Raw genomic sequence first — 25,133 nt, forward strand, 5'->3', positions numbered from 1 at the left:
CTAACTCCTCAGGTTCGCGGTGAACATGCGGGACTTGCCGACAGCGCGCTTCTGGCTGAAGCCGGCGCGCTCGACGAGCACCTTCTCGAGTGCAGGCAGGTTTGCGTCTTCGACGAAGCCGCGGCACGCCTCACAGGGCACACCGTCGGCAGGGCACGGGGCGCCGCATCCGGCACGCGCGACCTGGCCCATGCAGTGATCGCCCTCGTCGTATCGGCAGATCGTTTCGCGACGCTTGCACTGCACGCACACGGGGTACGTCGGTGCGAAGTAACGCGTACCGTGCAGCAGGTTCGAGATGACGTTGAGCAGCTCTTCCTTGCTCATGGGGCAGCCGAGCACCTCATAGTCGACCTCGATCGCCGCCGAGATGGGCCGAGCCGTGCCACTTCGCAGGTGGGACATGGTGGCGTCGTCGCCGTACACGTAATCCGCGAAGTCGTCCTGGTGGTTCTTGAGTGCGTTGATGCCGCCGGTCGAGGCGCACGCGCCGTACGCGATGACCACTCGTGCACGCTTGCGGATCTCGGCGAGGCGCGCGCGGTCCTCCTCGCGGGTGTAGCTGCCCTCGATGAGCGCGAAGTCGATGCGTTGGTCGGTGGTCTCCGTCATCGCCTCACGAAACTCAACGATATCGACGTGGGACAGCAGCTCGAGCGTTGCCGCATCGCCGAAGTTCGTGAACTCGATCTGACAGCCCTCACATGATGCGAAGTCGAAGAAGGCGAGCGTGGGTTTGCGGGTGGCCGGCATGCTAGATCGCCTCCTCAAGCTCGTGGATCTCGGCGTACGTGAACACCGGGCCGTCGATGCAGCAGTACTTGTCGTTGATCTGACAGTGGCCGCACTTGCCCACGCCGCACTTCATGCGGCGCTCGAGGTCCACATAGATGTTCTCGCGCTTGATGCCCGCCTGGTCGAGCTCGCGGATGACGAACTCGAACATGACCGGCGGTCCGCAGATGATGACGCGCGTCTCGGCGGACAGCTGCGTGTTGCGGAACAGCGTCGTGATGACGCCTACGTTGCCGGTCCATGAGACATCGGCGCGGTCAACCGTCTCGTGGTACTCGATGCCGTGGGTCGCGCGCCACACGCCGCGATCCTCGGGAAAGAGCAACTGCAGCGGATCGCGTGCGCCGTAGAAGAGCACGAAGCGACCGAAGTCATCGCGCTGATCGGCGATGTACTGGATGAGGCTGCGCGTGGGGCAAATACCTATGCCGCCCGCGACTATGAGCACGTCGTTTCCCCGCAGCGCCTCGACGTCGAACCCGTGCCCCAGCGGCCCCCGAACCCACAGCGAGTCTCCGATCGACTTGCTGTTGATCGCGGTCGACACGCGTCCAACAGTACGCACGACGATCTCGAAGGTGTTCGTGCGCGTCGGTGAACTCGCGATACCGATGGGAATCTCGCCGTAGCCCATGACGCCGACCTCGAGGATCTGACCGGGCTGGAACTTCAGCGGGCTGCCGTCGACGAACTGCAGCGTGAAGTGCTTCTCGGTGCTGGTGGGAGCATGTGTGTGGAGGATGCGTGCCTCACGCGGAACGAACAGGCTCTCGCGCTTCTCGCACTCGCACTCGTGGGTATCGATTGCCATTACGACCACTCCATGATTGCGTTGATGACCTTGACCGGATCGGCGATGTCGGCCGTGCACGCCGCCGAGCAGCGCCCACAACCGGTGCACGCCAGACCACCGAGCTTCTCGTTGAGGTACGCGCCCTTGCGCATGAACCGATGGCGAAAGCGCTCTTGATGCGTCTCACGGAAGTTCTCGTGACCGCCGCCGGGCATGGAGATCGCGGCAAACTCGCGCGTCATACACGCATCCCAGTAGCGGGTGCGATTGCCCGACTTCTGATCGAGATTCCACGTGTCTCGCATGTCGAAGCAGTAGCAGGTGGGGCACACGATGTTGCATGAGCCGCACGAGAAGCAGTCCTTGGCGAGCACGTCCCACATCGCGTTGTCGCCAAACGATTCACGTACCGTCGCTGCGATCTGAGCGCTCGAGTAGGGCAACTGCGACTGACACTGCGCGAGCGCGTCGGCGTTGGCGCGACCGGCTGCAGCGATGTGATCGGCGGTCGCCTCACGGAAGTTGCCGTGCGCAAGCAACGCCTCCCCGGCGGGCGTGCGGGTCTCGTAGACGTATCCACCCTCGATCTGGGTGAGGAACGCGTCGTGGCCCTGCGGTTGGTTCCCGTCTGCCATCGAGGCCCAGAAGGCACGCGGCGCGACGTTCTGCACGCACGACGCGACGATAGTGGTGGCTTCGCGCTGAGCGAGGTAGTTCCAGTCCGCATTGCCCTCGCGGTACAGGAAGTCCGTCATGTCGATGCCGCGCACATCGTAGGGATGCACGCCGAGCAACACCGTCTCGATCGGCACGATCTCGCCGTCGACGCGATCGGCGTCAAACGAAGCGATCGCCTGCTTGGGCGGGAAGAACACCTTCTTGGGTGGCAAGAGCGTGACGTCGTAGTCGAGCCGCAACTCCTGTGCGGAATGCACCTCGCCAAACACGAACTTCTGACGCTTGGCAATCGGACCCACGACGCGCGAGGCGCGCACAAGTGAGTCCACGAAGGGACCGAAATCGGCCGCCTCCGTGAAGAAGACAGGCATAGTTCACCCCCGGCATCGAACATGGGCAACTCGGGCTACCCTACCGTCGAACCCGCCCCCTCGCAAGACTCGTTCAGGTACATTCGGTGAACGGGGGCACAGCGCAGCAGCCGGCGTCCAGCTGTCAGGCTGACGGGTACCTACTTCGTGGCGGCCGTGAGCGAGAGGACCGGGAATGCTGGACAGAACCGAAGCTGCGATTCGAAGCGACGTTGAGCGCCTGTGCGACCCTGCCGGGCGCGATCTGGGAACCCAGCGCAACCGAGACGCTGCGGAGTACGTACTGCAACGTCTGAGCGGAGCCGGCCTGGCCACCGATTCCCTCGAGTTCGAGGTTCCTGAGTGGCGCTACGGGCGTGCGAGCGTGCGCGGCGACAGCATCGACATCGAGATCCACCCGGGGCCGTTCTCCCCCACCCTGACCGGCGAGGGAACGCTCGTCGTCGTCCGTACCGCCGATGAGATCGGCGCCATCGGCGAGCCGGGTGCGGTCGTCTTGCTCTGCGGAGACATTGCTGCGACGCAGTTCACGCCTCGCGGCTACCCGTTCTACGCCAACCCCGAGCACACGGAGATCGTCGACGCTTTGGAGGCCGCACGGCCGCTTGCGGTGCTCTCGGCGACTGGCAAGGACCCGATGACCGGCGCGATGTCGCCGTTCCCGCTGATCGAAGAGGTGGGATTCGCCGCTCCGACCGCATACATGACCGATGAGCAGGGCGTCGATCTCGCGAGACTGAAGGGCCAGCGCATCGCGATCACCATCGACTCCGAGGTCCGCCCCTCGACGGCTGTACAGCCGATTGGGCGCAGGGTCGGAGCACGCGACGGTCGCATCATCGTCAGCGCGCACTTCGACTCGAAGCCCGACACGCCCGGTGCCGCCGACAACGCAGCCGGGGTGGCCGTCATGTTGGCCGTCGCCGATCTGCTCGGCGGGGTGGAAATCGGGCACACCCTCGAGTTCGTGCCCTTCAACGGCGAGGACCACGTGCTCGCTCCAGGCGAACTCACCTGGCTCGACGCCAACCCGGACCTCGCCGACGTCCGGCTCTTCATCAACATCGATGCCGCCGGACTACTCGGAGTGCCGAGCGCCTACTCGCTCTACGAAGTCGACGATGCGACAGCCGCTTTGGTGGCTCGAATCGCCGAGAACAACCCGCACGTCACGGAGGGCCCGCAGTGGCCGGCGAGCGACCACATGATCTTCGCGATGCGTGGCGTCCCCTCGATAGCCGTGACGAGCCACGACTTCGCACGGGGCGCTCGCGAACTGTTCCATACCCCGGCCGATGCGCCCGATGTGCTCGATTACGAGCTGCTCGCACAGACGGCGCAGTTCGTCGCGGATGTGATTGTGGGGCTGTAGGGCGTTGTCGCCCCTACCAGCCCATGGTCCCGGGCTCGCCCTTGAACGGCCCTTCGAGGTCGCTCGTCACCCATCCGCCGTAGAAGTGCCCGGGCTGCGGGACGACCTGCTCGCCGTCGATCGTGGCTTCATCGAGCGCCCACGCGTAGAAGGCGACGTGATTCGCGAGCTCCTCGTAGCCGGGTGACGGGTGCGGGTAGTACCAGCCGACGTTGGATTGCTTCTTTCCGTCAACCACGAGCGAGTAGTAGTGAGCTTCACCCTTGAACTCGCAAAACGACGTGTGCGGGCTCGGGACGAGGAATTGCATATCCACGTCTTCGGGACGGGTGTAGTACACCGGCGGGTGAAAGGTCTCCAGGATCCTGATCGGCGAGTCGGTCTCGGCGATCACGTTGCCGGCCACGGCCGCCCTGAGACGACGGTCGACGCGTTCGATCGCCGGGGGTCTCGGATAGTCCGCGACCTTCTCCTTTGCGCGCGTACTCGCCACGGCCTCACTCCCCGCAGAGGCCGCGGTGGCCGAGTCGAGCGAACGGAGGCTCTCGGCTGAAGGTTCGCCCTGCGCCCGCCACAGAATGGTGCCTGAGCAATCGACCAGAAACAGTTGAATCGTGTCGAGGTTCTCGATCGCGAGGTCCTTGGCCAAGGCGCCCAGATCGGTGTAGGCCGTGAGCGTGTGGCGACGGGTGTCCGGATCGGGAATCCCTGCCCGCATGCCCCCATCGATACTGCCGCGGAAGAGTCGGTAGCCGGATGAGAGGCTCGGCACCTCCCAGACCTCGGTCCCGGGATGACGAAGCGCCCACGCCTCCAGGTCCGACTTCCACTGTCCGACAAGTGACTGGTGCCACTGATGAAACGCCAGGATGATCACGTGCGGGCCGCCGGGCAGGCCGTCGGGAATCACGTGGACGGTGCCTTCGAGGTCACGAACCTCCAGCGCTGGGAACTGCATCGGGGCGCTCCTCACGATTGCCGGTGGCGATCATCTGCAGGAACTGAGTGACGATGTCCGGGTCGAAATGCGACCCCGCTCCCTCTCGGATGTGGTCGATGGCGTCCTTCTCCGACCAAGCCGCTCGGTACGGCCGATCAGATGTGAGCGCATCGTACGAATCGATGACAGCGAACACGCGCGCGGACAACGGGATGTCATATCGGGCCAGACCCTGCGGGTAGCCGGTACCGTCCCAGCGCTCGTGATGGCAGTACGGGATGTCCAGAGCCGGTGCGAGGTAGTCGATCTTGGCCAGAAAGCCGCGAGCGTTCTCTGGGTGCTCGCGCATGATCGCCCACTCGTGCTCGTTGAGCGGACCATGTTTGTGAAGAATGGCATCCGGCACGACCATCTTGCCGATGTCATGGAGCAGCGCGCCACGCCTGACCTGGATGACATCCTCCTCGGGCATGCCCACTGCCCGCGCGAGCTCCGCCGAGAGAGTCGAAACCCTGTGAGCGTGTCCTCGCGTCTCGTCGTCACGCATCTCCAGCGCGAGAGACCAGCCCTCAAGCGTGGCGTCGTAGGCCCACTCGAGTTCATCATGCGACTGCTTCACGGACTCATGGAGGCGCGCATTCGCAAGTGCAAGCCCGATTTCGTTGGAGAGAGCACGGCAAAGATCGACGTCCGATTCCCTGAACTCGCACTCACGCCGAACCGTACCAACGATGAAGCAGCCCACCGCATCTTCCGCGACGACTAGTGGCACATAGAGGATGGAGTGCAGCTCGCGCGCCTCACACACAATGCGCTCGGCGTCGCTCATCTGTTCTTTGGTCCAGTCGGCAATCATGACGGGCTCGCGCTCGTCAAGGCAGCGACGGACGTGCATATGTTCGCCGAGTGGCTCGCGTCGAAACTCCGTCGGGAACTCATCTGGCAACGGCGGCGTCGTGGCGCCGAGAATCAGATCCGCGTCATCGAGCAGGTAGATTGCACCGGTATCGAGTTCGAGAACGCGCACAGCGCACTCGATCGCAGTCTGGAGCACCTCATCGAGATCGAGCGACGAGGCGAGCGACGCGCTCGCTTCAAGCAGCCTCGACAGCTCGGCTGAGGGGATGCGAGCGATGGCCTCGAGCGCTCGTGTGGATGAACTCGGCGTCATTACGGACTACCCCCAAGGCAGCGTCCGATCGGAAACGTCTGCGAGCGAGCGAAGAGCACGTGTCTCGCATGAGTATATCCGCCCGACGATTGCCGTGCTGTTTCCGAGGATGCGTAGTGGCCAAAACAGCTGGCCGAATGAGCCTATCCAGCAATGTACACCGTCCAGCTCAAGACTCGAGGTAGTCTGCGGACTCGGACCCACTAGACCGCCGCTGGCTGGTCAGAGCTGGTTCGCCGTGCCGCAATAGCTGCAGACAACCGCTTGCCCCTGATTGCCGGAGCATGGCGCACCACAGCAGAGGCATCGGCCCTGAGCCGGCACAGCTGCCACAGCCACCACGGCAGCGACAGTGGACTTGGACTCTATGCCGAAAGTCTGTTTGAAGATGTCCACCGTATCCTTCACGGCCGCCGCAATCTGCGCCGCACTCGAGGAGTTGGGAGAAATCATCGTCGCAGGAGTGCCGGTTATGACCTCGTCGATCTTCTGCGACCAGAAGATGGCTTCTCTGTGGCTCTCGAATCCGAAGTGCTCGGTGCCTCTGTGGAAGTAGACGTCTAGGGCAGGCGAGCCATTCTGCTGCTTTCCCACCAGCGCCTGAGCATGGCCCTGAAAGACCTTTATCTGATGGAGTGGGAAGACCTTGACCTGCTGAGGTGACAGGTTCACGACCTGATCGAGTTTGGCGGCCTTCAGGGCCATGCGACCAAGGGCGCCCTTTTGAAGGAGCACCAAGTTGTGGCTCGTGAGAAGTAGTTCGTCCGCGTAGGATGCCAAGAAGCCACCGTAGAGCACGCGATCAGCCTTGTGTACGAATGCCTCGCCGGGCTGAAGATCGTATCCCGCCACCTAGCCTCCCCATATCTGCCGCGCTCAGGAACCCCCCTGCCAGCGCGTCACCAAGACCGACTCATAATACACTGCTGCCCTGCCATGCCCGCCCACTGAGCAGGATGACCGAACGGTACATCAACCAGGCCTCTGCGCGAGTTCCCCCATGACCCGGATTGATATAGATTGGTGCGCGGGTGGACGGGGGTTCGCCGCCCTGCAGGACTGACTTGTCGTTTCACAGGCCCTGTCTTCATCCGAGGCGTTCGAGGAGTCTAGCGTCCTAGATGCGATCTGGGCCTCGACGACTAATTGATTCGCTCCGAATACCGAATCCCATCCTGAATGGGTGATCAAGGGGAGATTAGCGTGTCTGTTTCGCCGGTTGGTTGGCTTGTCGACGGTCGTTCCATCATGTTCGACTCAGAATTCGGGACGTTCGCGTTCGACCGGAACGCCGCGACACTCGATGACATTCGCGGCCTCGACGCAGCAGGTCAGGTCAGGTGGAGTAGTCCGTATGTTCAGGCTTGGTTCGCTACGTCATTCTCGCCAGGAGCGGCCGCAGGTGGTGTCGCTTCTTCGTCGGTCGGCCCGTCCTCTCGCTCTCCTCAGTTGGCGCCCAAGCAGCGGCTCGGCGGCCTGCCGGTATGGGGCTGGGTGCTCATGTGGGTGTTTCTGTGGCCGATTGCGATGACTTGGGCGCTCGTCGCTATGTGGCGGGAGAAGCGGCTCACGCAAACCGCACGAATCGTCTGGACCACTGCTGTTGCCGCCATTCTGATTGCCGCCGCGCTCGCCCCGCCGTCTGAACTAAGCGAGCCACAGCAGCAGCCCGCACCGGCAGCGTCGACCCCTGCCACCAAGAGCGAATCCGGCACTGTAGATGCCACTCAAGCAGCGTCCGCGGCGTCAACCCAAGCTACCCCTGTGGGCACGCCTAACCGCCCGCAAGAGGAGATTGAAACCATCCCCTAGGCACGCTCTGGCCGGCCAAGAGAAACGAGGCACCCCGAAGGGTGCCTCGAAATGCTCTGGTCGGGCTTAGTGGACGCGTTTGTAACTGCAGGACGGGCACTATCGGCGAAATGACCCCCGCCCCTTCCGGCGCGGCTTTGCGGCCGCCACTGCGCCTTCGGGGCTCACGCGGAAGCGGACTTGATCTGTGAACCACTCGCACGTTTCCGAATCGCAATCTCCGCCAAGGCCACCACAACACCAGCGACAACCAACGACGAGACGACATTGTTGAGATCCGACGAGCTTGCCCCCGCTGCCAGAAGGAACGGCGCACCCGTCGGCACGACGTCGCCTGGATTCCCCACGATCATCGTGACGAAGAAGTTGTTACCGAGATGCGCGCCGACAGCCATCCAAAGGCTACCCGATCTGTAGGCTAGCCATCCGAACAACAGGCCATCGATCAGGTACGGAACGATCGAAATGAAGCCATTCGCACTGATGTTTCCATAGTGCGGCAGGGCGAAGACGAGCGCAGGAATGCCAAGGAAGAGGATCGGACTGGCCGAGAACCGGCGCGCGAATTGAGTTAGGTATCCCCGGTAGGTCATCTCCTCAGATGCGGTTTGCACGAACAGCCCGAGGAAGGCAACGACGAACGAAGCTGCAAAAATGCGGGGATCGAACCCTGCGTAGGTGATCGCCCCAGGCTCAGTCACCACGGTGACGATGTTGGCCCCGACCAGGACAGCCATCATGGCGAGAAGCCCGGTGAAGAAGCCGAACCCGTCGAATCGGAGCGTGGGCATTGCCACGCTCCACCACGGACGTTTGTTCAGCAGCCAGGCGACGAGCGGCACAGCGATGAACGTGAGCAACGTGCCGAAGGGTATGACCAGGAGGCTGCCCACCGGTGTTTGCATGAACGCTGGGAACAGCACGACATACAGCAGCCCGACCAGCTGCGAGATCAGCATCGCGACTACAAAGATGATCACGAGGCCGGTCATATAGCGCCAGAAACCAGGAGCCCCGCGTTCGGCCCAATCGAGATAAGACCGTACCGGCTGACCATCCGAGGTATCGCTCATTGTCGTCCCCCATTCCCGCAATGCGTGTCTCGCTTGCCACATCGAGATTCACTGTCCGTGTTTCCACACGTGGCCACAAGAGCGACCTCGTGGGTGAACGGAGACTGGCCGCTAGGGATACACTTACGGGACATCGAGTTCTGCCCCGATCGGCAACCATCCGCGTGAAGAAGGCAGGTCACGTGCGTCTGTGGCAAAACCCCGTCCTGCGCGATGACGCAGAAGTTGAGCGCCGTGTTCAGTGGATTGAGCTTTTCTTCGACCTGGCCTTTGTCGCCGTGGTCAAAGGGCTCTCTGAGGGCCTAGCTCAGAACGTGGACCGCACCGCTGAACTGCAGTGGGCGCTGTACTTCGCGTCGATGTGGGCCGTCTGGCGCTACGGTGCGATCTACTCAGACCGATTTGAAACTGACGACCTCAGCTACCGTCTCTCCCTGCTAGGTCTGATGGCGGCGGTCTTGGTGATGGCGGTCGGCGTTGCTCAGGGGTTCTCGGCCGGGTTTCGACTGTTCGGCGCTGCATACGTGGTCGCAGACGTATTGATCCTGATCTTGTGGCGGCGGGGCGCACGACATAATCCGACGTTCCGGCCGGTGAGCAAGCGGCTTACGATCTCACACGGCATGAGCATCGTCCTGTGGACCTCGGCGGTGGCGATGGGCCTACCCTTCGGGTGGGCTCTCGCGGCGGCAGGGACTCTGGTCGACCTCTTGGCTCCATGGCTGACGACCCGGCAGCAAGACGAACTGCCGTCCCTCTCGGGAACACACCTTCCTGAGCGCTTTGCGCTGTTCACCATTGTAGTGCTGGGCGAATGCGTGCTCGCAATCGTGACGGGCCTCAGCGAGCTCTCGCACATCTCACCCATCACATGGGTCGCCAGCGGCTGCATCCTGCTCACGATCACCGGACTCTACTGGCTGTACTTCGACCAGGTGATGACCGGCGAGACACCCCTCGAACCACGCCGCAGAATCGTACGCCAGTACCTGCATCTGCCGTTAACGGCATCGATCGCTGCAATCAGCGCCATAGTCGTTGGAGTGGTCGAGGCCCCACTGGAACCGTTCAACGCGAGTTCACAGCACCTGTTTGCTCTGGGTGTAGCTACAGCGCTCTGCTCAATCGCGCTACTTGAGTCGTTTGTCCTCTCCCATGGCAACGGCGAGGAGTGGTTGCGACACACTCGATGGCTCGAAGTCATCGTAGCGCTGGCGATAGTGGTGATCGCTGTTCTTGCACCCCAACTGCCCGCGCTCGGTTTCGTTCTGGTTGCGGCGATTGGTGTAGCGCTTGTGGCAGGGTGGGGTTCAAGCACCCGCGGGCGGAGTGGTGACGCGTAGCTGAGCCACACCCGTCCGGCGGCGTGTTGTCGAAACGGCTACTTCAGGTCGATGACTATCTTGCCGAGTTCGCCCGTGAACTTGAATGGCACGTCGTAAGACATGTCCACCGGCGTCCCTGTGTCCTCGCCGAAGTCGAGTGTCTCTTCCGTGGAGAAGCGGAACGGGACGGTCTTCTCCAAACGGACTGTAGCGACCTTGGCGTCATCCACCAGTAGGGCGGCGGTGCCGCCCTTGGCCATGCCGCCACCGTCATACACGAAGTCCATCACCACAGAGTGCTTGCCCGGCGGCACCGCATCGGCGGCGACGGTGCGGTAGTTCGAGCCGTCAGCGACGGTGTAGCTGAAGACCGGTCTGCCGTCCTGGAAATACAGGGCCCACCCGCCGAACAGGCCCCCCTGCGTGGCGATGACCCCAGACTCGCGGTCCTTGAGGTCGACATCAGCGGAAAGCGACCACGACCGATTCTTGATGTTTGGCGAGGAACCCTCCGGAATCCTCTTCAAGCCGGCAGTGTAGGTGAACGAGATGCGGTCCCCGGTCGGGTTGGGCCGAATCCCTTCGCCGAAGCGCTCGGCCGCAGAGGTCTGGATCGGCAGCACATTGAACTTGGCTGCTTCCGCGTAGAAGCGCACCTGCATCTCGCGGAGCTTCTCGGGCATCTCTCCTGCCAGGTCATCGGCCTGGGTGAAATCCTCGTCGATGTTGTAGAGCTCCCACTTGGTCGTCAGTACGTCCATGTCGGTGCCGACCCCACTCCACGGCAGCCGTACCGGCGTCGTCGATGCGAACCAGCCATCGTGATAGACCCCTGAGTTGCCGAAGATCTCGAAGTACTGCGTGTGCCGGCGACCGGCAGCCTCGGCGTCGTCGAAGGTATAGGCCATGCTCACGCCCTCGATGGGGTGCTGGGCGACGCCGTTAACCATGGCCGGCTGGGGAAGACGTGCCGCCTCGAGGATCGTCGGCACGATGTCGATAACGTGGTGGAACTGCGAGCGAATCTCACCGCGGGCCTGGATTCCCTTCGGCCACGACATCACCATCGCGTTACGTGTGCCGCCAAAGTGGCTGGCCACCTGCTTGCACCACTGGAACGGCGTGTTCATCGCCCAGGCCCAGCCCACCGGGTACAGGTTCGACGACTTCCAGGTGCCGAAGTCGGGCAGGCGGCTCTCGACGTAGTCAAGCGTCTCATGGCTTTGACTCACGACGTTCATATCGTTGAAGGAGCCGACGAGTGAGCCCTCGCCGGCGGCGCCGTTGTCACCCACAACATAGATCACCAGCGTGTTGTCGGTCTGGCCCAGGTCGTCGATGGCGTCCAGCACGCGGCCGAGGTTGTAGTCGGCCTGCGCGACATGCGCGGCGGCGAGCTCCATCATGGCTGCGTACACCTTCTGCTCACGCGGGCCGGCCGAATCCCAGGCCGGAATCTCCTTCGGCCGGGGTGTCAGCTTCGCATCGGCCGGGATCACTCCCATCTGCTTCTGGCGGGCGAGGGTCTCCTCGCGCACCTTGTCCCAGCCTTGGTCGAACTTGCCCTTGTACTTGGCGATCCATTCGGGCGTGGCTTGCTGCGGCGCATGGCCGGCAGCGGTGGCGTAGTAGACGAAGAACGGCTTGTCGGGCGCCATCGCCTTCTGCATCGTCATCCAGCCGATGGCCTGATCGGCGAGGTCAAAATCGAGGTTGTACTCTGGCTTGCCCAGGTAGGGCTCGGTCGGCGTGGTGCCGTCATACAGTGCCGGACGCCAGTTGTTCGCGGATCCGCCCAGAAAGCCGTAGAACTTCTCGAAGCCCTGGCTGGTGGGCCAGCGGTCGAAGGGTCCAGCTTGGCTGGACTCCCAGTCGGGCACGTTGTGATCCTTGCCAAACCACGCGGTGTTGTAGCCGTTGTGCTTCAGAATCTCGGCGACTGTGACCATGTCGTGGCCGAGCACCGAGTCATAGCCAGGGTACCCGGTCGCCATCTCCATGACGGCACCGGTGTGGGCGGTGTGGTGGTTGCGCCCGGTGAGCAGCGCCGCACGAGTGGGGCTGCACACAGCAGTGGTGTGAAAGCGGTCGTAGCGCAGCCCGCTATCCGACAGTCGCTCGAGCGTGGGGGTATCAATCGGCCCGCCGAAGGTGCTCGCCGCACCGAAACCCACGTCGTCGAGCAGGACGAGCGCGACATTCGGTGCCCCTTCCGGCGCAGTGACCGCCTGGGGGAAGAACGGCGTGGACTCGCTGGACCGCAACCCGATCGTACCCCTGAAGGGCTCGGGGGGAATCGGCAAGACCGACCGGTCGATATGCGTGGAAGTAACGTCCCTGCTCATGGGTGAGGCTCCCTTCGGCTGCTGCGCGGCCTCAACTTGCGGCGAGGCTCTTCCATTCAGACTTGCGGCGCATCGATGCCTGAAGCTGGCTCAGTAGGCACTGGGGTCGGCTCCGGCTGCGCCGCAGGTGCGACCGCCGCCTGGTTGAGCCGAGACTTGCGATAGATGCTGCGCGACACAGCATTGACACCTGCGCCCAAGAGCCACGCGAGCACCGCGTAGGCGGCCATGGCGAAAAGCGCGGACCACGAGATTACGCCACCGTTGCTCAGCTTGGTCGGGTCGATCATTCCCTTGAACGGCTGAGCGAAGACCGCTCCCCAGTGGTATACGAACTCAACGAACCCAGCCTTCGGGCTCGCGTCAAAGAGCAGCAGGAAGAACGTGAACGCAATCACGATTTCTGCGAATGTAGCGATAGCGTAGATCACCCAGACGATTGCTTTGAAGACCTTCAGGCCCACGACTTGTGCACTTTCGACTGTCACTGCAACCTCCCTTATGCTGCGGAATGTACTGATGGGTGCATTCCCAAAGTTCGTCCTGCCACTCGATGTTCGCGCCAGGCAGACTCACCCCGCCCTGTCGGTCCGTCTCATCACGATCGACCTCGCCACCACATAGATGATCAGCGCGTTGACGGCTGCCCCGACCACTCCCACTGCGACGCCAAGTACTCCACTCGCAAGCGCGTCGGGATTCAGGGTATCAATCACCATTCCCAGCAGCCAAGTCCAAGGGAACCCGAGGATGAGGAGGGTTACGCCGACCATCGCATCGTCACCCATAAGGAGCGTAAGAAGGGCGAAAGCCACGATTAGCATGTAACCGAGAGCCAGAAGCAGCGGAGTGCGCCGCATGTGAACCCCATTTCCGTTTCCCGCAGGCCAAAGGTCGCGTGTTAGTCGAGCACCACCGCTGTACCCGCCATGCTCACCATGAGCATGTTCCCGTTGCCCAAAGCCTCCAGATCAATCGTGACCCCCACGATTGCGTTTGCGCCGACCGCTTCGGCGGCGGCCTGTAGCTCTTCCAGGGCTTCGCCTTGGGCGCCGCCGATTTCGTCCTCGTAGGTGCTCGAACGTCCGCCCACGAGATTGCGGCCCGCAGCCCTCAAGTCCTTGCCGACCGCGATGCCGTGGATCGACGTGGACGAGACAATCCCCTTGTATTCGACGATCTTGTGTCCTTCGATGCCGGATGTGGTTGTGATGATCATCGTGAATTCCTCCTGATTAGCCCCGCATCTGGCGAGAGGTCAATGAATCGGCCGTCACCGCAGTCGCCCTAATGCGACTACACCACTATCATATCCGAGACGGGACTCCGTGAAACCCCCGTCACCGCCGTGCTGTTGAACGAGTGCGCCCACCTCGGAAGGCAAACGAAACGGGGCTCCCGTAGGAGCCCCGCGTTCGTTCAAGTGGTCGGGCTGACAGGATTTGAACCTGCGACCCCTTGACCCCCAGTCAAGTGCGCTACCAAACTGCGCCACAGCCCGACATATGATTCTCGCCAGCAAGTGCGTCGCGTGCAGACGCAACGCCAGCGAGTCGGTATCGTACCATTCATCTCGCGCATGTGTAGACCCGAATCGGGCAGTTTCGTGCCCGGACTGACAGACGATCGAGGTGCCATGGGGCAAGGAGCACTCGAAGCGGCCCGCCAGCTCGCTGCCGGCATGGACCCGCTCGCCGCTGCGATGCGCTGCGGCATCGGTTTCGACGGCGATGCGAACGGCGGCACCTTTGCCGTCCCGCTCCTCGGAGTGCCCGTCTCGATCTCGTACCCAGCGCTCGAATACGCCCCCGACGCTCCCCTGCCGCCCCACATCCGGGCCTTGCTCGTCCACCATCTCGCTGTGAGCGACGGCTCGCTACCCACGGGCGACTGGCGCGCGTTCGCTGACCTGCCCGATGGCCGCGTCTACTCGGCGGCGTTCAACGGCTACACCGGCGGGGCGCTCGTCCGGCTGATCGGCGAGCACGCGGATCTGCTCCCCGATGCCGTGGCGGCCTGCGCCGGTCGCCCGTGCGAGCCCGGCGAGCTCGCGACGAACGCAGATCTCGCGTGGGTGGTCAGCGCGCTACCGCGTGTGCCGATTGCGCTCGTGTGGTGGCATGCCGACGACGAATTCCCGGCGCGCGCGGAACTGCTCTTCGACGAGACCGCCATCCGCCACCTACCGATCGACGGGTGCGCGGTGCTCGGGTCGTGGCTCACGCAGCGGGTCATAGCGAACGCCGGCGTCACGGGCGGCTAGCACCCGGGAACGCGCCTACGCCAGGCCTACTCGTCGCCGTCGGTCTCGCCGGCGTAGTGCACGACCTTGATATCTTCGACGGTCACAAGACCTGAGTCGATCATCGCTGACCACACGGCGGCAAGCGCGGTGATTCGCTGCGGTTCGTCGACGACGGTCACCATGACGGGACAGTCGGTCGACATGCGCAGGCCGTGCTTGGCGACGTCGCGGCTCGACGAGCCGTACCCGACCATGCCGCGCAGCGCGGTGGCGCCCGCACAGCCCTGGGTGCGGGCCTGGTCGATGAGCGCCTGATACAGCGGCTTGTCGTCGTAGGTGGCGTCTTCGCCCACGTACGCACTCAGCCGCTTACAAGGTCCTTCGAGTCGATGTGCCATTGCGGTTCCTCTCAGTTGCGCCCGCGCTGCTCGGCGGCCGTTCGCGCATCCGGCGCGAGTCGGTCCCACAGCGTTCGGGCGATGGCGGTCTTGGGCAAAACGGGTAGCTCGACGGTCTCATCGGCAGAGACGAACCACACGCGGTTGGTGTCGGTACCAAAGCCGAGCTCCAGCTTCGAGACGTCGTTTGCGACCACGAGGTCGAGGTTCTTGCGCTCCAGCTTCGACTGCGCGGCGGCGAGCACATCCTGCGTCTCGGCGGCGAAGCCGACCAGCAGCCGACCGGCCTTCTCCGATGCGAGCTGCGCAAGGATGTCGGGTGTGCGCTCGAGTCGCAACTCGAGGGTCGCACTGTCCTTCTTCTGTTTGTGATCCGACGCCGCCACCGGACGGAAGTCAGCCACGGCAGCCGTCGCGACCACGACATCGGCGTGCTCGTAAGCGGCGAGCGCCGCGCCGAGCATCTCGGCGGCGGTCTGCACGCGAACGGTCGTCACGCCGAACGGGTCCGGCAGCGCGGTCGGGCCGCTCACGAGCGTCACCGTGGCTCCACGCCTCGCGGCCTCCTCGGCGATGGCGTAGCCGGTCTTGCCGCTGCTGCGGTTGCCGATGTAGCGAACCGGATCGATGGGCTCCTGGGTTCCGCCGGCCGTCACGAGTACCGAGACCCCCACGAGGTCGCGTGCTCGACGCGTCTCGCCGAGTACCGCCTCGGCGATCGCGTCCACGTTCGCCAGACGCCCTTCGCCCACGTCTCCGCAGGCCAGCTCGCCGCTCTCGGGTTCGACGATGACGGCACCTCGGGCTGCAAGCCGCGCCATCGCCTCACGCGTGGGTTGCGCGCGCCACAGGTGCACATTCATCGCCGGCGCGATCAAGAGCGGCGCCTCGGTGGCGAGCACACTCGTGGACAGCAGGTCATCGGCACGCCCCTCGGCGATCTTCGCGAGCGTGTTGGCAGTGGCTGGCGCGATGACGAAGACGTCGGCCTCCTCGGCCAGCGAGATGTGGTGCACCCGGGCGTCGGCTTCGTCCCACAAGCCGACCGCCACGGGCTCTCCCGTGAGTGCGCGAAACGTGGTCGGCCCCACGAAGTGGGTGGCCGCCTCGGTCATGACGACCTTGACCCTACAGCCCGCGCGCATGAGACAGCGCGCCAGCTCGCACGCCTTGTAGGCGGCGATGCAGCCGGTGACGCCGAGTACGACAAGGGGCTTGTTCGTGGTCGATTCCATGCTGACCAGTATCGCACGAGTCCGCGAGTCGGTACGCTGGAGGCCGCGTCGGGTACACGCCTGAGTAGCGACGAAGGGATACGCACATGGAGCAGCGCGCTCCGTACGGCAACGAAGTACGCATCCGCATCGGCGGGCCAGCCGGGTTTGGGATCAAGGCGGCGGGAGCCACGCTCGCGAGAGTCTTCGCTCGGGCGGGCTACCGCACGTTCGACCTCACTGAGTATCCGTCGCTCATCAAGGGCGGGCACAACACGATCCACCTGCGCGTGAGCGAGGATGAGATCTTCAGCCACGTCACGCCTACCGATATCCTCGTCGCGCTCGACGCCGCGACAATCCCGCTGCACCTCGACGAGCTCACCGACGGCGGCGCGATCGTCTTCGACCCGCACGATATCGCGGCCGACGCCATCGAGCTCGGCGACCTGGCCGGTCGCGTGTGCCTCGTCCCGGTGCCGCTGACCGACATCGTGCGCGAGGTAGGCGGTGTGCGCATCATGCGCAACATCACCGCGCTCGGTGCCGTTCTCGGACACATGGGCTTCCCGCTCGAAGGCCTCGTCGACTCGTTGCAGCGGCAGTTCGCGCACAAGGACCCGTCGGTCGCCGAGCAGAACGTCGCTGCCGCCACGCGCGGCTTCGAGAGCGCCGCCGAGTCGCACTGCGAATTCCCCTACAAGCTCGCGCCGCGCACCGGCGAGCCAACGCGCATCCTCACCGACGGCAACACCGCGACCGCCATCGGCGCACTTGCGGGCGGGCTGGGCTTCTACGCGGCCTACCCCATGACGCCGGCCTCAACGGTCCTGCACTACCTCGCAGCACACGCCGAGCGCGAAGGCGTCGTCGTCAAACACACTGAGGATGAGATCGCCGCGATCAACATGTGTATCGGCGCGGCGTTCGGCGGGACGCGCTCGATGTGCGCGACGAGCGGTGGCGGCTTCTCACTCATGGTCGAGGCGCTCGGGTTCGCGGGCGTGAGCGAGACCGCGATCGTGGTGGGCCTGTTCACGCGGCCCGGACCGGCGACGGGACTTCCCACGTGGACCGAGCAGTCCGACCTGCGCTTCGCGATACACGCGGCACAGGGCGAGTTTCCGCGCGTGATCCTCGCGCCCGGCGACCAGGCCGAGGCGTTCGAGTTCGCGTGGAAGGCGCTCAACATCGCCGATCAGCTCCAGACCCCGGTCATCCTGCTCGGCGACACCTACCTGTGCGAGAACACGCAGACCGTCGAGCCGTTCGATGGCGCAGCGGTCACGATCGATCGCGGCGCGTTCCAAGCCGAAGGCAGCGTCACCGACTACCAACGCTACGCACACTCCCCCACGGGTGTCTCGCTGCGCGCGATTCCCGGCGTCATCGGCGCCGAGCAGCTCGTGAACTCCTACGAGCACGACGAGCACGGCTTCGGCTCCCCGGGTGAGGTCGCCGCGACACGCATCAACCAAAACGCCAAGCGACTCACGAAGATGCGGCTCGCCGCCTCGCTCGTGCCGGCGCCGCGCGAGTACGGGCCACGCGAGGCCGAGCTGTCGTTCATCGTGTTCGGCAGCACGAAGATGCCGGTGCGCGAGGCGATGAAGTGGCTTGAGGCCGACGGCATCAGCGCCAACATGCTGCAGATCACCACGGTGTGGCCGTTCCCGGCCCAGGAGGTCTTCGAGTTCATCGAGCGCTCGAAGCGAACCGTCGTCGTTGAGGGCAATGCGACCGGGCAGCTTGAAGGAATCATCCGCGAGTTCTGCATGCGCGAACCGGGCCACCGCATCAACCGCTTCGACGGCCGCCCCTTCTCCCCCGAGCAGATCTACGAGACCGCGCACGCCATCGCCGGCCAACCTGTACCGCAACGTGTCTCACCCGAAGCCACCGGAGGCGACGCCTGATGCCCACTCCCGAACAGCTCCAGACGATCCACCCGCCAACCTGGTGCCCGGGGTGCGGCAACCACTCAATGTGGAAAGCCCTACGCCAGGCCATCTCCGAGATGGGATGGGCGAGCAACGAGTTCTCGATGGTGTGGGGCATCGGCTGCCACGGCAACGGAGCCGACTTCACGCTCACGCAGGGCATGCACGCGCTGCACGGCCGGGCGCTTCCGCCCGCAACGGCGCTCGCGATGACCCGGCCCGACCTGCACGTCATCGCAGAGGTCGGTGACGGGGACTGCTACGGCCTCGGGATGGGGCATTTCATCCACACCCTGCGGCGCAATCCCAACATGACCATCATCGCGCACGACAACCAAGTCTATGGGCTCACCACCGGCCAGGCCTCACCCACCACCGAGCATCTCATGCCCTCCGTCTCGACGCCCGGCGGCGTGCTCGAGCAGCCAGCGAACCCCATCGGCCTTGCGCTGGCCGAGAATGCCACGTTCGTCGCGCGCGGCTTCGCAGGCGACGTCGAGCATCTCGTAGGCCTGTACAAGCAGGCGTTCGAGCACAAGGGACTGGCCCTCGTCGACGTGCTCCAGCCGTGCGTGACGTGGAACAAGCTCAACACCGCAGCGTGGTTCCGCGATCGCATCTACAAGCTCGAGGAAACCGACTGGGACGCCTCGAACCGCTCGGCGGCATTCGACCTGTCGATGGCGGCGTTTCGCGAGATGACGTGCACGCCCGATGAGTGCCGCATTCCCATCGGCGTGATCTATCGCCAAGAGGGCGTCCCCACCTACGAGGACGGGATCACCGCTGCATCGACGCCCGGATGGCGGCGCGCGAGTGTTCCTCGCGATGTGAGCGCGCTCGTCGACGCCCTGAGCTGATCGTCCGCCAGTTGGACCGTTGAGCTAGCCGAGAATCCCCGGCGTGGGAGTCATCTGGTCTGCCGCCGGCATGCGCAGATGCGTGACCATGCGCACGAACGTCGATGCGACATCGGGGTCGAACTGCGTGCCTGCGCTGGCCGAGATCTGCTCGACGGCGACCTCGAAGGGCAGCGCGTCGCGCCATGAGCGGACTGAGGTCATGCTCTCGAACGCGTCGCAGACGCTGAGCACGCGTGCACCAACCGGAATCTGCGGCCCGCGAAGGCCGTCCGGGTAGCCGGTGCCATCCCAGTGTTCGTGATGATGGCGCACGATGGGCAGCACTTCTTCGAGGCTGGTCGGCGCAAGAATGCGCTCGCCGAGCACGGAATGCTCCTGGACGAGCGCTCGCTCGTCCGGCGATAACGGACCCTCCTTGAGCAGAACCTCGTCGCGAACGCCGATCTTTCCCACGTCGTGCACACGCGCTGCCAGCCCAATGGTCTCGACGGTACCTTCCGAGAGGCCCAGGACCTGAGCGAGCGAACGCGCTAGCTCCGCCACATTGCGCGAGTGGTCCCGCGTCTCCTCGTAGCGCGCATCCACCGCCTCGGCCAGTACCAGCACGACCTCGCGCTGCGATGTACGTCGTGAGGTTGCCTGGCGGTCGGCGGGGTCGATCGTCTCGGCCACGGAGTCGCCGTACACGACCGGAATAGGACTCACAGCCGCCTGGGCGACAGCCTGTGCTGCGACAGCACGAGCGAGCACCTGGTCGGGGTCCTCTCCGTGCCGCGGGAAGAACGCGATGCCGGCGCTCGCTCGCACGCCCTCATCCTTGCCGCCCTCACCCGCGATGCGTCCAAGTGCCTGCGAAGCGAACGCAGTGACCTCGCTTTCGGTTGCGTCGAGCATCAGAACCACGAACTCATCGCTGCCGGCGCGATACACCGTCTTGGACACGCCGGCGCTTGCAGCGAGCGTCTCGGCGATCTTTCGCAGCAGCGCGTCTCCGGAGTCGTGGCCGTGCTCGCGGTTGAACGAAGCGAAATCATCGATGTCGAAGACGATGACCGCGGGCTCAGGTCGCGTGGAGCTGTAGCGCGCGAACTCCTCGGCGAGGCGCTCGTGCAGATAGCGGTGGTTGAACGCACCGGAGACCGGGTCGGTGATGCTCAGGCCGCGCAGGTGCGAGCGCTCAAGCGTCGCCAGCCACGAGCGCATGATCAGCAGTCCCGCGAGCACGACGGTGAGCGTGACCAAGAACCCGCCACCCCGTTGCCGGCCAACCGTCAGGCAGGCGACGCCCATCAACGGCAACACGAACGCGAACGCGAGCGGGTAGAACACGGACAGCCAAGGCAGCCGCTCGTTGAGGGGCGAGAGCTCCAGGGTCGTGGATGCAGGAGTCACGGACGTCAGCCGGTACACGGTCGCCATGAAGAGCAGGTAGAAGCCGAAACCAAACAGGGCGCTCACGATGCCGCCCTCTGCAGGGAATGGCGACTGAAGCGCGTGGGCGAACCAGAACGGCTGGAACAGCAGTCCTATCCCGTACAGCGCGAATGCCCCGATAAACAGGCGCTCCCACGATCTCCAGCCGAACACACGCCAACCAAGCGCCATCGCGATCGCACCGCCCAGGAGCAGCGACCCGATGATCGGGTAGACCGAGATGACCGCTGCCACCTCCCAGCCTGCGCTGGGGATGTCGCGGAAGAGCGGAAGCAGCACGAACCAGTAGGATGCCGAGGTGGCGATCACGAAGACGCACAGCACGTCGACGAGCACTCGCAGCCGCGCGACGAGCGGCGGCCTGCCCTGCATCGTCATGACCTCGACGATCGCGAGGAAGACGACCGCCGCCCCCATCTGGAGTATCTGAAACGCCGCCGGCAGATGCGGACCGCGCCAATCCACGGCGTAGAAGTACCACGTCAGGTAGCTCTCGCTGAAGAGAAGGAGCAGTGTGGCGAGCGCAAGCAGCCCCCACAAACGGCGCCCCATATCCGGGAGCTTGATTGCGAGCATGACCGAGCCGATCAAGGCCAAGAATATCGGCACGATGTACGTCGACAGGTCGATGAACAGCTGGCGCTCGGCTCCTGGCAACGAGGAGAGCATGACCAGTTCGCCCACCGCAACGAGCCCGATGAAGCCAAGCCAGCCGGCGACACGCACTCTCGATCCCCGAGGAGTCGCAACCATCACGACACCGCCGACCACTCATCGGACCAGCCAAGCGACGCCGTGCCACCCACGACTTCGATGAACTTCTCGGCGAGTACCGGATCGAACCTGCTGCCGATTCCGTGATCGATCTCCTGCAAGGCGGCGCCCTTCGACATCGGCGGCCTGCCGATGTGGCCGGCGACCAACGCATCGTAGGCGTTCGCAAGTGCGATGATTCGCGCCTCCAGAGGGATCTCCTCGCCGACCAAGCCATCCGGGAATCCGGTTCCGTCCCAGTTCTCGTGATGGGCGCGCACCCACTCGGGGGGGCCCTCCACGCCGAGCGACCCGACGAGCCGTGCGCCCAGCTCCGAGTGCTCGATGTCCAGCCTGGTATCGCGTCGTCCGCGCTTGAAGGCGGGCATGACGGGATCGGGCATCGCGATACGCCCCACATCATGCAGCACCGCCGCGATCTCGAGCATGCGAAGGCGCTGTGAGTCGAACTCCAACTCCTCACCGATGAGCACTGAAAGCGAGGCGACGTTACGCGCGTGGTATCGGCTTCCCGAGTCACGGGCCTCGGCAGCGGCGGCCAGTGCGCGAGCGACTTCGACGTAGGACTGCTCATCGTCGAGGCGTAGGCGCTCCTCGATTCCGAGCGCTCGCACGATGCGTGGGTCGTAGGAGACGACCCGCCCTTTGCCGTGATACTTCGCCCACACCTGCGCGGCGTCGGCCCTGCGCAGCAGCTCGTCCTTGGACTGTACGCAGGGATCGCACGCCACCACCCCGACAGAGGCGGATAGCGTCATGCCGGGGCTGACTTCGATCTGCGTTATGGCCTCGAGCACATCTGCCGCGAGCCGGCTTGCCTGCTCCGGCGCGGTCTCAGTGGAAAGCACGGCGAATTCGTCACCGGAGAGCCGGTACACGCGCTTCGCATACTCCGATGCACCGCGCATCGCCGATACGACCGCTCGAAGCGCCTCGTCGCCCGCGGCATGCCCGAGCAGAGCGTTGACCCGCGAAAAGCCATCCATGTCCAGCACGATGAGTGCCACAGGGATGCTCTGCCGCGTGCTCCGAGCGATGACGGAGTCACATGCGTCCTGGAACGCTCGATGATTGAGCGCGCCGGTCACAGGATCTACAAGCGAAGTGTCGTGAAGCGCGCCCATCTCGTACGCGGCGAATCCCGTTCTGGCGACAAGCGCGATGACCGCCACACTCGCACCGATCACCAGCACGGTGCTCTCACGATCCCCCGCCGGCAGCCGATACGCCCAGTAGCCCATGATGCTGACCGCGACGAACACGGCCCCTGAGATGACTGAGGACTGCCAGAGGCTGTTCATGGTCAGAGCGCGCCCCATGGTCGCCCGCCAACCACGGTCCGATGTCGCCAACCTTGTCAGTACGGCAAGCATCGTGAGCGTGTAGCCGACCATGATGATGATCGAGTCGACGAGGTCCACAGCCTGGCCCGTCGGAGAGGCCCCTCGGGTCTGCCACAGCGGCCACGTGACCATACCTGCTGCAAAGATGCCTATCGACAGCGCCAGATACACCGCGACGCGTCTGTCCCGCGAGTTCAACGCGCCGCGCACCAGAATTGCGATACCGATGAGCAGCGCCACCCCGAGCGATGAATACCCGGCCCATCGCGAGGCCATCACCGGTGCCCCTTGCTCACCTGCAAGAATCTGAACCCAGAACGCGTACACCGCCGTATACAGGATCGAGCCGACCGCAAGAAGGTCAAATCCAAGCACAAGCCTGGGAGCAAGTGGCAGTCGGCCCACACCGAGCGCCACCCCAAGGGTGCACATGCCGAACAGCGCCGCGAGGAAGTTGAATGCGTCCGCCGGCGAAGGCGATCCCGGTCCTGCCGCAGAGACGTAGATCTGGTAGAGCGAGTAGTAGCCCTCGCTCAAGATGAGCGCCGCTACGGCGAGTCCGAGAAACGACCACGCACGGAACTCGGCACCCTTCGGCGCAATGCGGATGATGTTCGCGATCCCCGCAGCCGCGACAACAAGCGGAACCATGAAGACGAACTGGCGAGCGGCCAGCGCCACAACACCCGGAAGTAGCGAAAGGGCCGCGTACACGATCAAGAGGATGGGCGCAGCGATGTGGCCCGCGCGCATGCGCCGGACCGCCTTCGTACTGGCTAGTGCGCCGGACGTCGGCATCTACGCTCCCCCGGAAGCCGCATCGGGGGCCAAAGTCCCCGAGATGCGTTCGAACACGGCACGAACACTCGTCGTGACGCTGTCCATTCTAGCCGAAGGGCGCATGGCGCCCGCGGGGCCGACTGCCGTGGTCTAGATGAGGCCGAGCGCCTTGCCGGACTCCTCAAATGCGGCCAGAACCACGGCCACATCCTCATCGGTATGCGTCGCCATCAGACAGGTGCGCAGGCGATCGCTGCCCTTGGGAACCGCCGGGTGCACGATCGGGCACACGAACACTCCCCGGTCGAACAGCATACGGGTCAGATCCATGGTCTTGCCTTCATCGCCGACGAGCACGGGGACCACGCACGTGGTGGAGTCCATCGTGTCCCATCCCTGGGCCTTGAGACCATCCGTGTACAGAGCCTGGATCCGGTGCAGATCGCGCACCCGCCACGGCTCATCCTCGATGACGTTGAGCGCCTCGAGCGCCGCAGCGGCGGACGCGGGCGGCAGCGCCGCAGAGAAGATGAACGGGCGCGACATGTGACGCTGGTAGTCAACGAGGTCGTGTGAGCCGGCGAGATAGCCGCCCACGCTCGGAATCGACTTCGAGAGAGTGCCCATCTTCAGGTCGATCGATCCGACCATGTCGAAGTGCTCCTCGATGCCGTGGCCCGTGGCGCCCAACGAGCCGATGGAATGCGCCTCATCGACCATCAGACGCGCGCCGTAGCGCTCGCACAACGCCTTGGTGGTCGGCAGATCCATCACGTCGCCGTCCATCGAGAACACCGAGTCAGCAACGACGAGGATCGTGGCGACCGCCGAGTCCTCGCGGGCCTTGCGCAGCAGCTTCTCCAGGTGATCCATGTCGTTGTGGCGATAGGTGCGCCACTTGGCACCCGAGAGCAGCGCGCCGTCGACGATGGACGCGTGGTCGAGCTTGTCCATGAGAATGAGGTCACCAGGCCCGGTCAGGCCGGTGATGATGGCGACGTTGGTCACGTAGCCGCTCGAGTACACGCAGGCGTCCTCACGCTTGGAGAACTCGGCCAGGCGCGCCTCCAATGCCACATGCAGGTCACTCGTGCCGGTGAGTAGACGCACGCCACCCGCACCGGTTCCGTACTTCTCGACTGCCGCGGCGGAGGCGGCATCGATACGGGGGTGGCCGATGAGTCCCAGGTAGCTGTAGGACGCGAGCATGATCATTTCGCGACCGTCGGCCATCCGGACGCGATTGTTCACGGGTCCGGTCGTCGGCTGAAGATAGAAGTAGCGATTCGCGTCCTTCATCGCCGAGCGGCGCTCGACGAACGCATCGATTCTGGCGTCGATACCGTCGCGGAGCATGGTGGCCTCAAGCATGAACGAACCCCTCTCGGACCCGCTCGACTGCACCGAGCGGCATGTGTACACAAAGTTGTACACATAGTAACACCATCCGAGAAGCGGGTTCACTTC

The 25,133-nt window shown here is 64.4% G+C and carries 22 protein-coding genes and 1 tRNA gene; 6 read left to right on the plus strand and 17 right to left on the minus strand.

The annotated features are described in order from the left end of the window. From HGB10_03460 to HGB10_03470, 3 genes are read right to left on the minus strand one after another with little or no spacing between them, the layout of a single operon-like run. The gene (locus HGB10_03460) at positions 1–753 is read right to left on the minus strand and encodes an NADH:ubiquinone oxidoreductase (GenBank protein NTU70863.1); all 753 of its coding nucleotides are present in this window, start codon (positions 751–753) and stop codon (positions 1–3) included. 1 nt (position 754) lies between these two features. Further along, entirely contained in the window at positions 755–1,606 is an 852-nt protein-coding gene (locus HGB10_03465; GenBank protein ID NTU70864.1) for an oxidoreductase, read from the minus strand. Next, complete coding sequence (locus HGB10_03470) at positions 1,606–2,637, minus strand: hypothetical protein (GenBank protein NTU70865.1); 1,032 nt, start codon at positions 2,635–2,637, stop codon at positions 1,606–1,608. Before HGB10_03470 ends, HGB10_03465 begins: the two co-directional genes overlap by 1 nt. 175 nt (positions 2,638–2,812) lie before the next feature. Between HGB10_03470 and HGB10_03475 the strand changes: the two genes are divergently transcribed. After that, on the plus strand, positions 2,813–4,009 hold the full coding sequence (locus tag HGB10_03475; protein ID NTU70866.1) for a M28 family peptidase: 1,197 nt from the start codon (positions 2,813–2,815) through the stop codon (positions 4,007–4,009). Positions 4,010–4,022: 13 nt separating this feature from the next. Here the strand turns inward: HGB10_03475 and HGB10_03480 are convergent, their stop codons facing one another. From HGB10_03480 to HGB10_03490, 3 genes are all read right to left on the minus strand, one after another. Beyond that, positions 4,023–4,727 carry a DUF427 domain-containing protein gene (locus HGB10_03480; protein NTU70867.1) on the minus strand — a complete coding sequence of 235 codons (705 nt, stop codon included), beginning with the start codon at positions 4,725–4,727 and terminating at the stop codon, positions 4,023–4,025. A 211-nt stretch (positions 4,728–4,938) separates the two neighbouring features. Next, positions 4,939–6,120 (minus strand): HD domain-containing protein, encoded by a 1,182-nt coding sequence (locus tag HGB10_03485; protein ID NTU70868.1) that lies wholly within the window; start codon positions 6,118–6,120, stop codon positions 4,939–4,941. Between the two features lie 222 nt (positions 6,121–6,342). Then, a complete protein-coding gene (locus HGB10_03490) occupies positions 6,343–6,972 on the minus strand; it encodes a hypothetical protein (GenBank protein ID NTU70869.1) in 630 nt (209 codons plus the stop codon). A 351-nt stretch (positions 6,973–7,323) separates the two neighbouring features. Between HGB10_03490 and HGB10_03495 the strand changes: the two genes are divergently transcribed. After that, on the plus strand, positions 7,324–7,932 hold the full coding sequence (locus tag HGB10_03495; protein NTU70870.1) for a hypothetical protein: 609 nt from the start codon (positions 7,324–7,326) through the stop codon (positions 7,930–7,932). A gap of 164 nt (positions 7,933–8,096) precedes the next feature. Here HGB10_03495 and HGB10_03500 read toward each other — a convergent pair whose 3' ends face one another. After that, positions 8,097–9,005 (minus strand): CPBP family intramembrane metalloprotease, encoded by a 909-nt coding sequence (locus HGB10_03500; GenBank protein NTU70871.1) that lies wholly within the window; start codon positions 9,003–9,005, stop codon positions 8,097–8,099. 182 nt (positions 9,006–9,187) lie between these two features. Between HGB10_03500 and HGB10_03505 the strand changes: the two genes are divergently transcribed. After that, positions 9,188–10,348 (plus strand): low temperature requirement protein A, encoded by a 1,161-nt coding sequence (locus tag HGB10_03505; GenBank protein NTU70872.1) that lies wholly within the window; start codon positions 9,188–9,190, stop codon positions 10,346–10,348. Positions 10,349–10,386: 38 nt separating this feature from the next. Here HGB10_03505 and HGB10_03510 read toward each other — a convergent pair whose 3' ends face one another. The 5 genes from HGB10_03510 to HGB10_03530 form a co-directional block, all read right to left on the minus strand. Then, a complete protein-coding gene (locus HGB10_03510; protein NTU70873.1) occupies positions 10,387–12,675 on the minus strand; it encodes an arylsulfatase in 2,289 nt (762 codons plus the stop codon). Positions 12,676–12,731: 56 nt separating this feature from the next. Next, entirely contained in the window at positions 12,732–13,163 is a 432-nt protein-coding gene (locus HGB10_03515) for a hypothetical protein (GenBank protein ID NTU70874.1), read from the minus strand. 84 nt (positions 13,164–13,247) lie between these two features. Further along, positions 13,248–13,535, minus strand: coding sequence for a hypothetical protein (locus HGB10_03520; GenBank protein ID NTU70875.1), 288 nt, complete (start codon positions 13,533–13,535; stop codon positions 13,248–13,250). Positions 13,536–13,576: 41 nt separating this feature from the next. Beyond that, positions 13,577–13,894 (minus strand): heavy metal-binding domain-containing protein, encoded by a 318-nt coding sequence (locus HGB10_03525; protein ID NTU70876.1) that lies wholly within the window; start codon positions 13,892–13,894, stop codon positions 13,577–13,579. 205 nt (positions 13,895–14,099) lie between these two features. After that, positions 14,100–14,176: transfer RNA gene (locus HGB10_03530), tRNA-Pro, on the minus strand. 135 nt (positions 14,177–14,311) lie between these two features. Between HGB10_03530 and HGB10_03535 the strand changes: the two genes are divergently transcribed. Then, positions 14,312–14,938 carry a DUF3786 domain-containing protein gene (locus tag HGB10_03535; GenBank protein ID NTU70877.1) on the plus strand — a complete coding sequence of 209 codons (627 nt, stop codon included), beginning with the start codon at positions 14,312–14,314 and terminating at the stop codon, positions 14,936–14,938. Positions 14,939–14,964: 26 nt separating this feature from the next. Here HGB10_03535 and HGB10_03540 read toward each other — a convergent pair whose 3' ends face one another. Together HGB10_03540 and coaBC are read right to left on the minus strand one after the other, a co-directional pair. Next, positions 14,965–15,318 (minus strand): DUF190 domain-containing protein, encoded by a 354-nt coding sequence (locus HGB10_03540; GenBank protein ID NTU70878.1) that lies wholly within the window; start codon positions 15,316–15,318, stop codon positions 14,965–14,967. An 11-nt stretch (positions 15,319–15,329) separates the two neighbouring features. Beyond that, complete coding sequence (coaBC, locus tag HGB10_03545) at positions 15,330–16,553, minus strand: bifunctional phosphopantothenoylcysteine decarboxylase/phosphopantothenate--cysteine ligase CoaBC (GenBank protein NTU70879.1); 1,224 nt, start codon at positions 16,551–16,553, stop codon at positions 15,330–15,332. 86 nt (positions 16,554–16,639) lie between these two features. Between coaBC and HGB10_03550 the strand changes: the two genes are divergently transcribed. Together HGB10_03550 and HGB10_03555 are read left to right on the plus strand one after the other, a co-directional pair. After that, positions 16,640–18,448, plus strand: a complete 1,809-nt coding sequence (locus HGB10_03550) for a 2-oxoacid:acceptor oxidoreductase subunit alpha (protein NTU70880.1) — start codon at positions 16,640–16,642, stop codon at positions 18,446–18,448. Then, positions 18,448–19,332 carry a 2-oxoacid ferredoxin oxidoreductase gene (locus HGB10_03555; protein ID NTU70881.1) on the plus strand — a complete coding sequence of 295 codons (885 nt, stop codon included), beginning with the start codon at positions 18,448–18,450 and terminating at the stop codon, positions 19,330–19,332. Before HGB10_03550 ends, HGB10_03555 begins: the two co-directional genes overlap by 1 nt. 24 nt (positions 19,333–19,356) lie before the next feature. Here HGB10_03555 and HGB10_03560 read toward each other — a convergent pair whose 3' ends face one another. The 3 genes from HGB10_03560 to HGB10_03570 all read right to left on the minus strand — a co-directional run bounded on the left by HGB10_03560 (position 19,357) and on the right by HGB10_03570 (position 25,037). After that, positions 19,357–21,495 (minus strand): diguanylate cyclase, encoded by a 2,139-nt coding sequence (locus HGB10_03560; protein NTU70882.1) that lies wholly within the window; start codon positions 21,493–21,495, stop codon positions 19,357–19,359. 26 nt (positions 21,496–21,521) lie between these two features. Beyond that, complete coding sequence (locus tag HGB10_03565; protein NTU70883.1) at positions 21,522–23,684, minus strand: diguanylate cyclase; 2,163 nt, start codon at positions 23,682–23,684, stop codon at positions 21,522–21,524. 132 nt (positions 23,685–23,816) lie between these two features. Beyond that, entirely contained in the window at positions 23,817–25,037 is a 1,221-nt protein-coding gene (locus HGB10_03570; protein ID NTU70884.1) for a pyridoxal phosphate-dependent aminotransferase family protein, read from the minus strand. Between the last annotated feature and the right edge of the window lie 96 nt (positions 25,038–25,133).

The organism is Coriobacteriia bacterium (genome assembly GCA_013334745.1).
GTDB lineage: Bacteria > Actinomycetota > Coriobacteriia > Anaerosomatales > JAAXUF01 > JAAXWY01.

Excerpts from the sequence above, each read along its gene's own strand:
- HGB10_03460 (NTU70863.1), bottom strand. The coding sequence starts at position 753 with ATGCCGGCCACCCGCAAACCCACGCTCGCCTTCTTCGACTTCGCATCA.
- HGB10_03465 (NTU70864.1), bottom strand. The coding sequence starts at position 1,606 with ATGGCAATCGATACCCACGAGTGCGAGTGCGAGAAGCGCGAGAGCCTG.
- HGB10_03470 (NTU70865.1), bottom strand. The coding sequence starts at position 2,637 with ATGCCTGTCTTCTTCACGGAGGCGGCCGATTTCGGTCCCTTCGTGGAC.
- HGB10_03475 (NTU70866.1), top strand. The coding sequence starts at position 2,813 with ATGCTGGACAGAACCGAAGCTGCGATTCGAAGCGACGTTGAGCGCCTG.
- HGB10_03480 (NTU70867.1), bottom strand. The coding sequence starts at position 4,727 with ATGCGGGCAGGGATTCCCGATCCGGACACCCGTCGCCACACGCTCACG.
- HGB10_03485 (NTU70868.1), bottom strand. The coding sequence starts at position 6,120 with ATGACGCCGAGTTCATCCACACGAGCGCTCGAGGCCATCGCTCGCATC.
- HGB10_03500 (NTU70871.1), bottom strand. The coding sequence starts at position 9,005 with ATGAGCGATACCTCGGATGGTCAGCCGGTACGGTCTTATCTCGATTGG.
- HGB10_03510 (NTU70873.1), bottom strand. The coding sequence starts at position 12,675 with ATGAGCAGGGACGTTACTTCCACGCATATCGACCGGTCGGTCTTGCCG.
- HGB10_03520 (NTU70875.1), bottom strand. The coding sequence starts at position 13,535 with ATGCGGCGCACTCCGCTGCTTCTGGCTCTCGGTTACATGCTAATCGTG.
- HGB10_03525 (NTU70876.1), bottom strand. The coding sequence starts at position 13,894 with ATGATCATCACAACCACATCCGGCATCGAAGGACACAAGATCGTCGAA.
- HGB10_03535 (NTU70877.1), top strand. The coding sequence starts at position 14,312 with ATGGGGCAAGGAGCACTCGAAGCGGCCCGCCAGCTCGCTGCCGGCATG.
- HGB10_03540 (NTU70878.1), bottom strand. The coding sequence starts at position 15,318 with ATGGCACATCGACTCGAAGGACCTTGTAAGCGGCTGAGTGCGTACGTG.
- coaBC (NTU70879.1), bottom strand. The coding sequence starts at position 16,553 with ATGGAATCGACCACGAACAAGCCCCTTGTCGTACTCGGCGTCACCGGC.
- HGB10_03550 (NTU70880.1), top strand. The coding sequence starts at position 16,640 with ATGGAGCAGCGCGCTCCGTACGGCAACGAAGTACGCATCCGCATCGGC.
- HGB10_03555 (NTU70881.1), top strand. The coding sequence starts at position 18,448 with ATGCCCACTCCCGAACAGCTCCAGACGATCCACCCGCCAACCTGGTGC.
- HGB10_03565 (NTU70883.1), bottom strand. The coding sequence starts at position 23,684 with ATGCCGACGTCCGGCGCACTAGCCAGTACGAAGGCGGTCCGGCGCATG.
- HGB10_03570 (NTU70884.1), bottom strand. The coding sequence starts at position 25,037 with ATGCTTGAGGCCACCATGCTCCGCGACGGTATCGACGCCAGAATCGAT.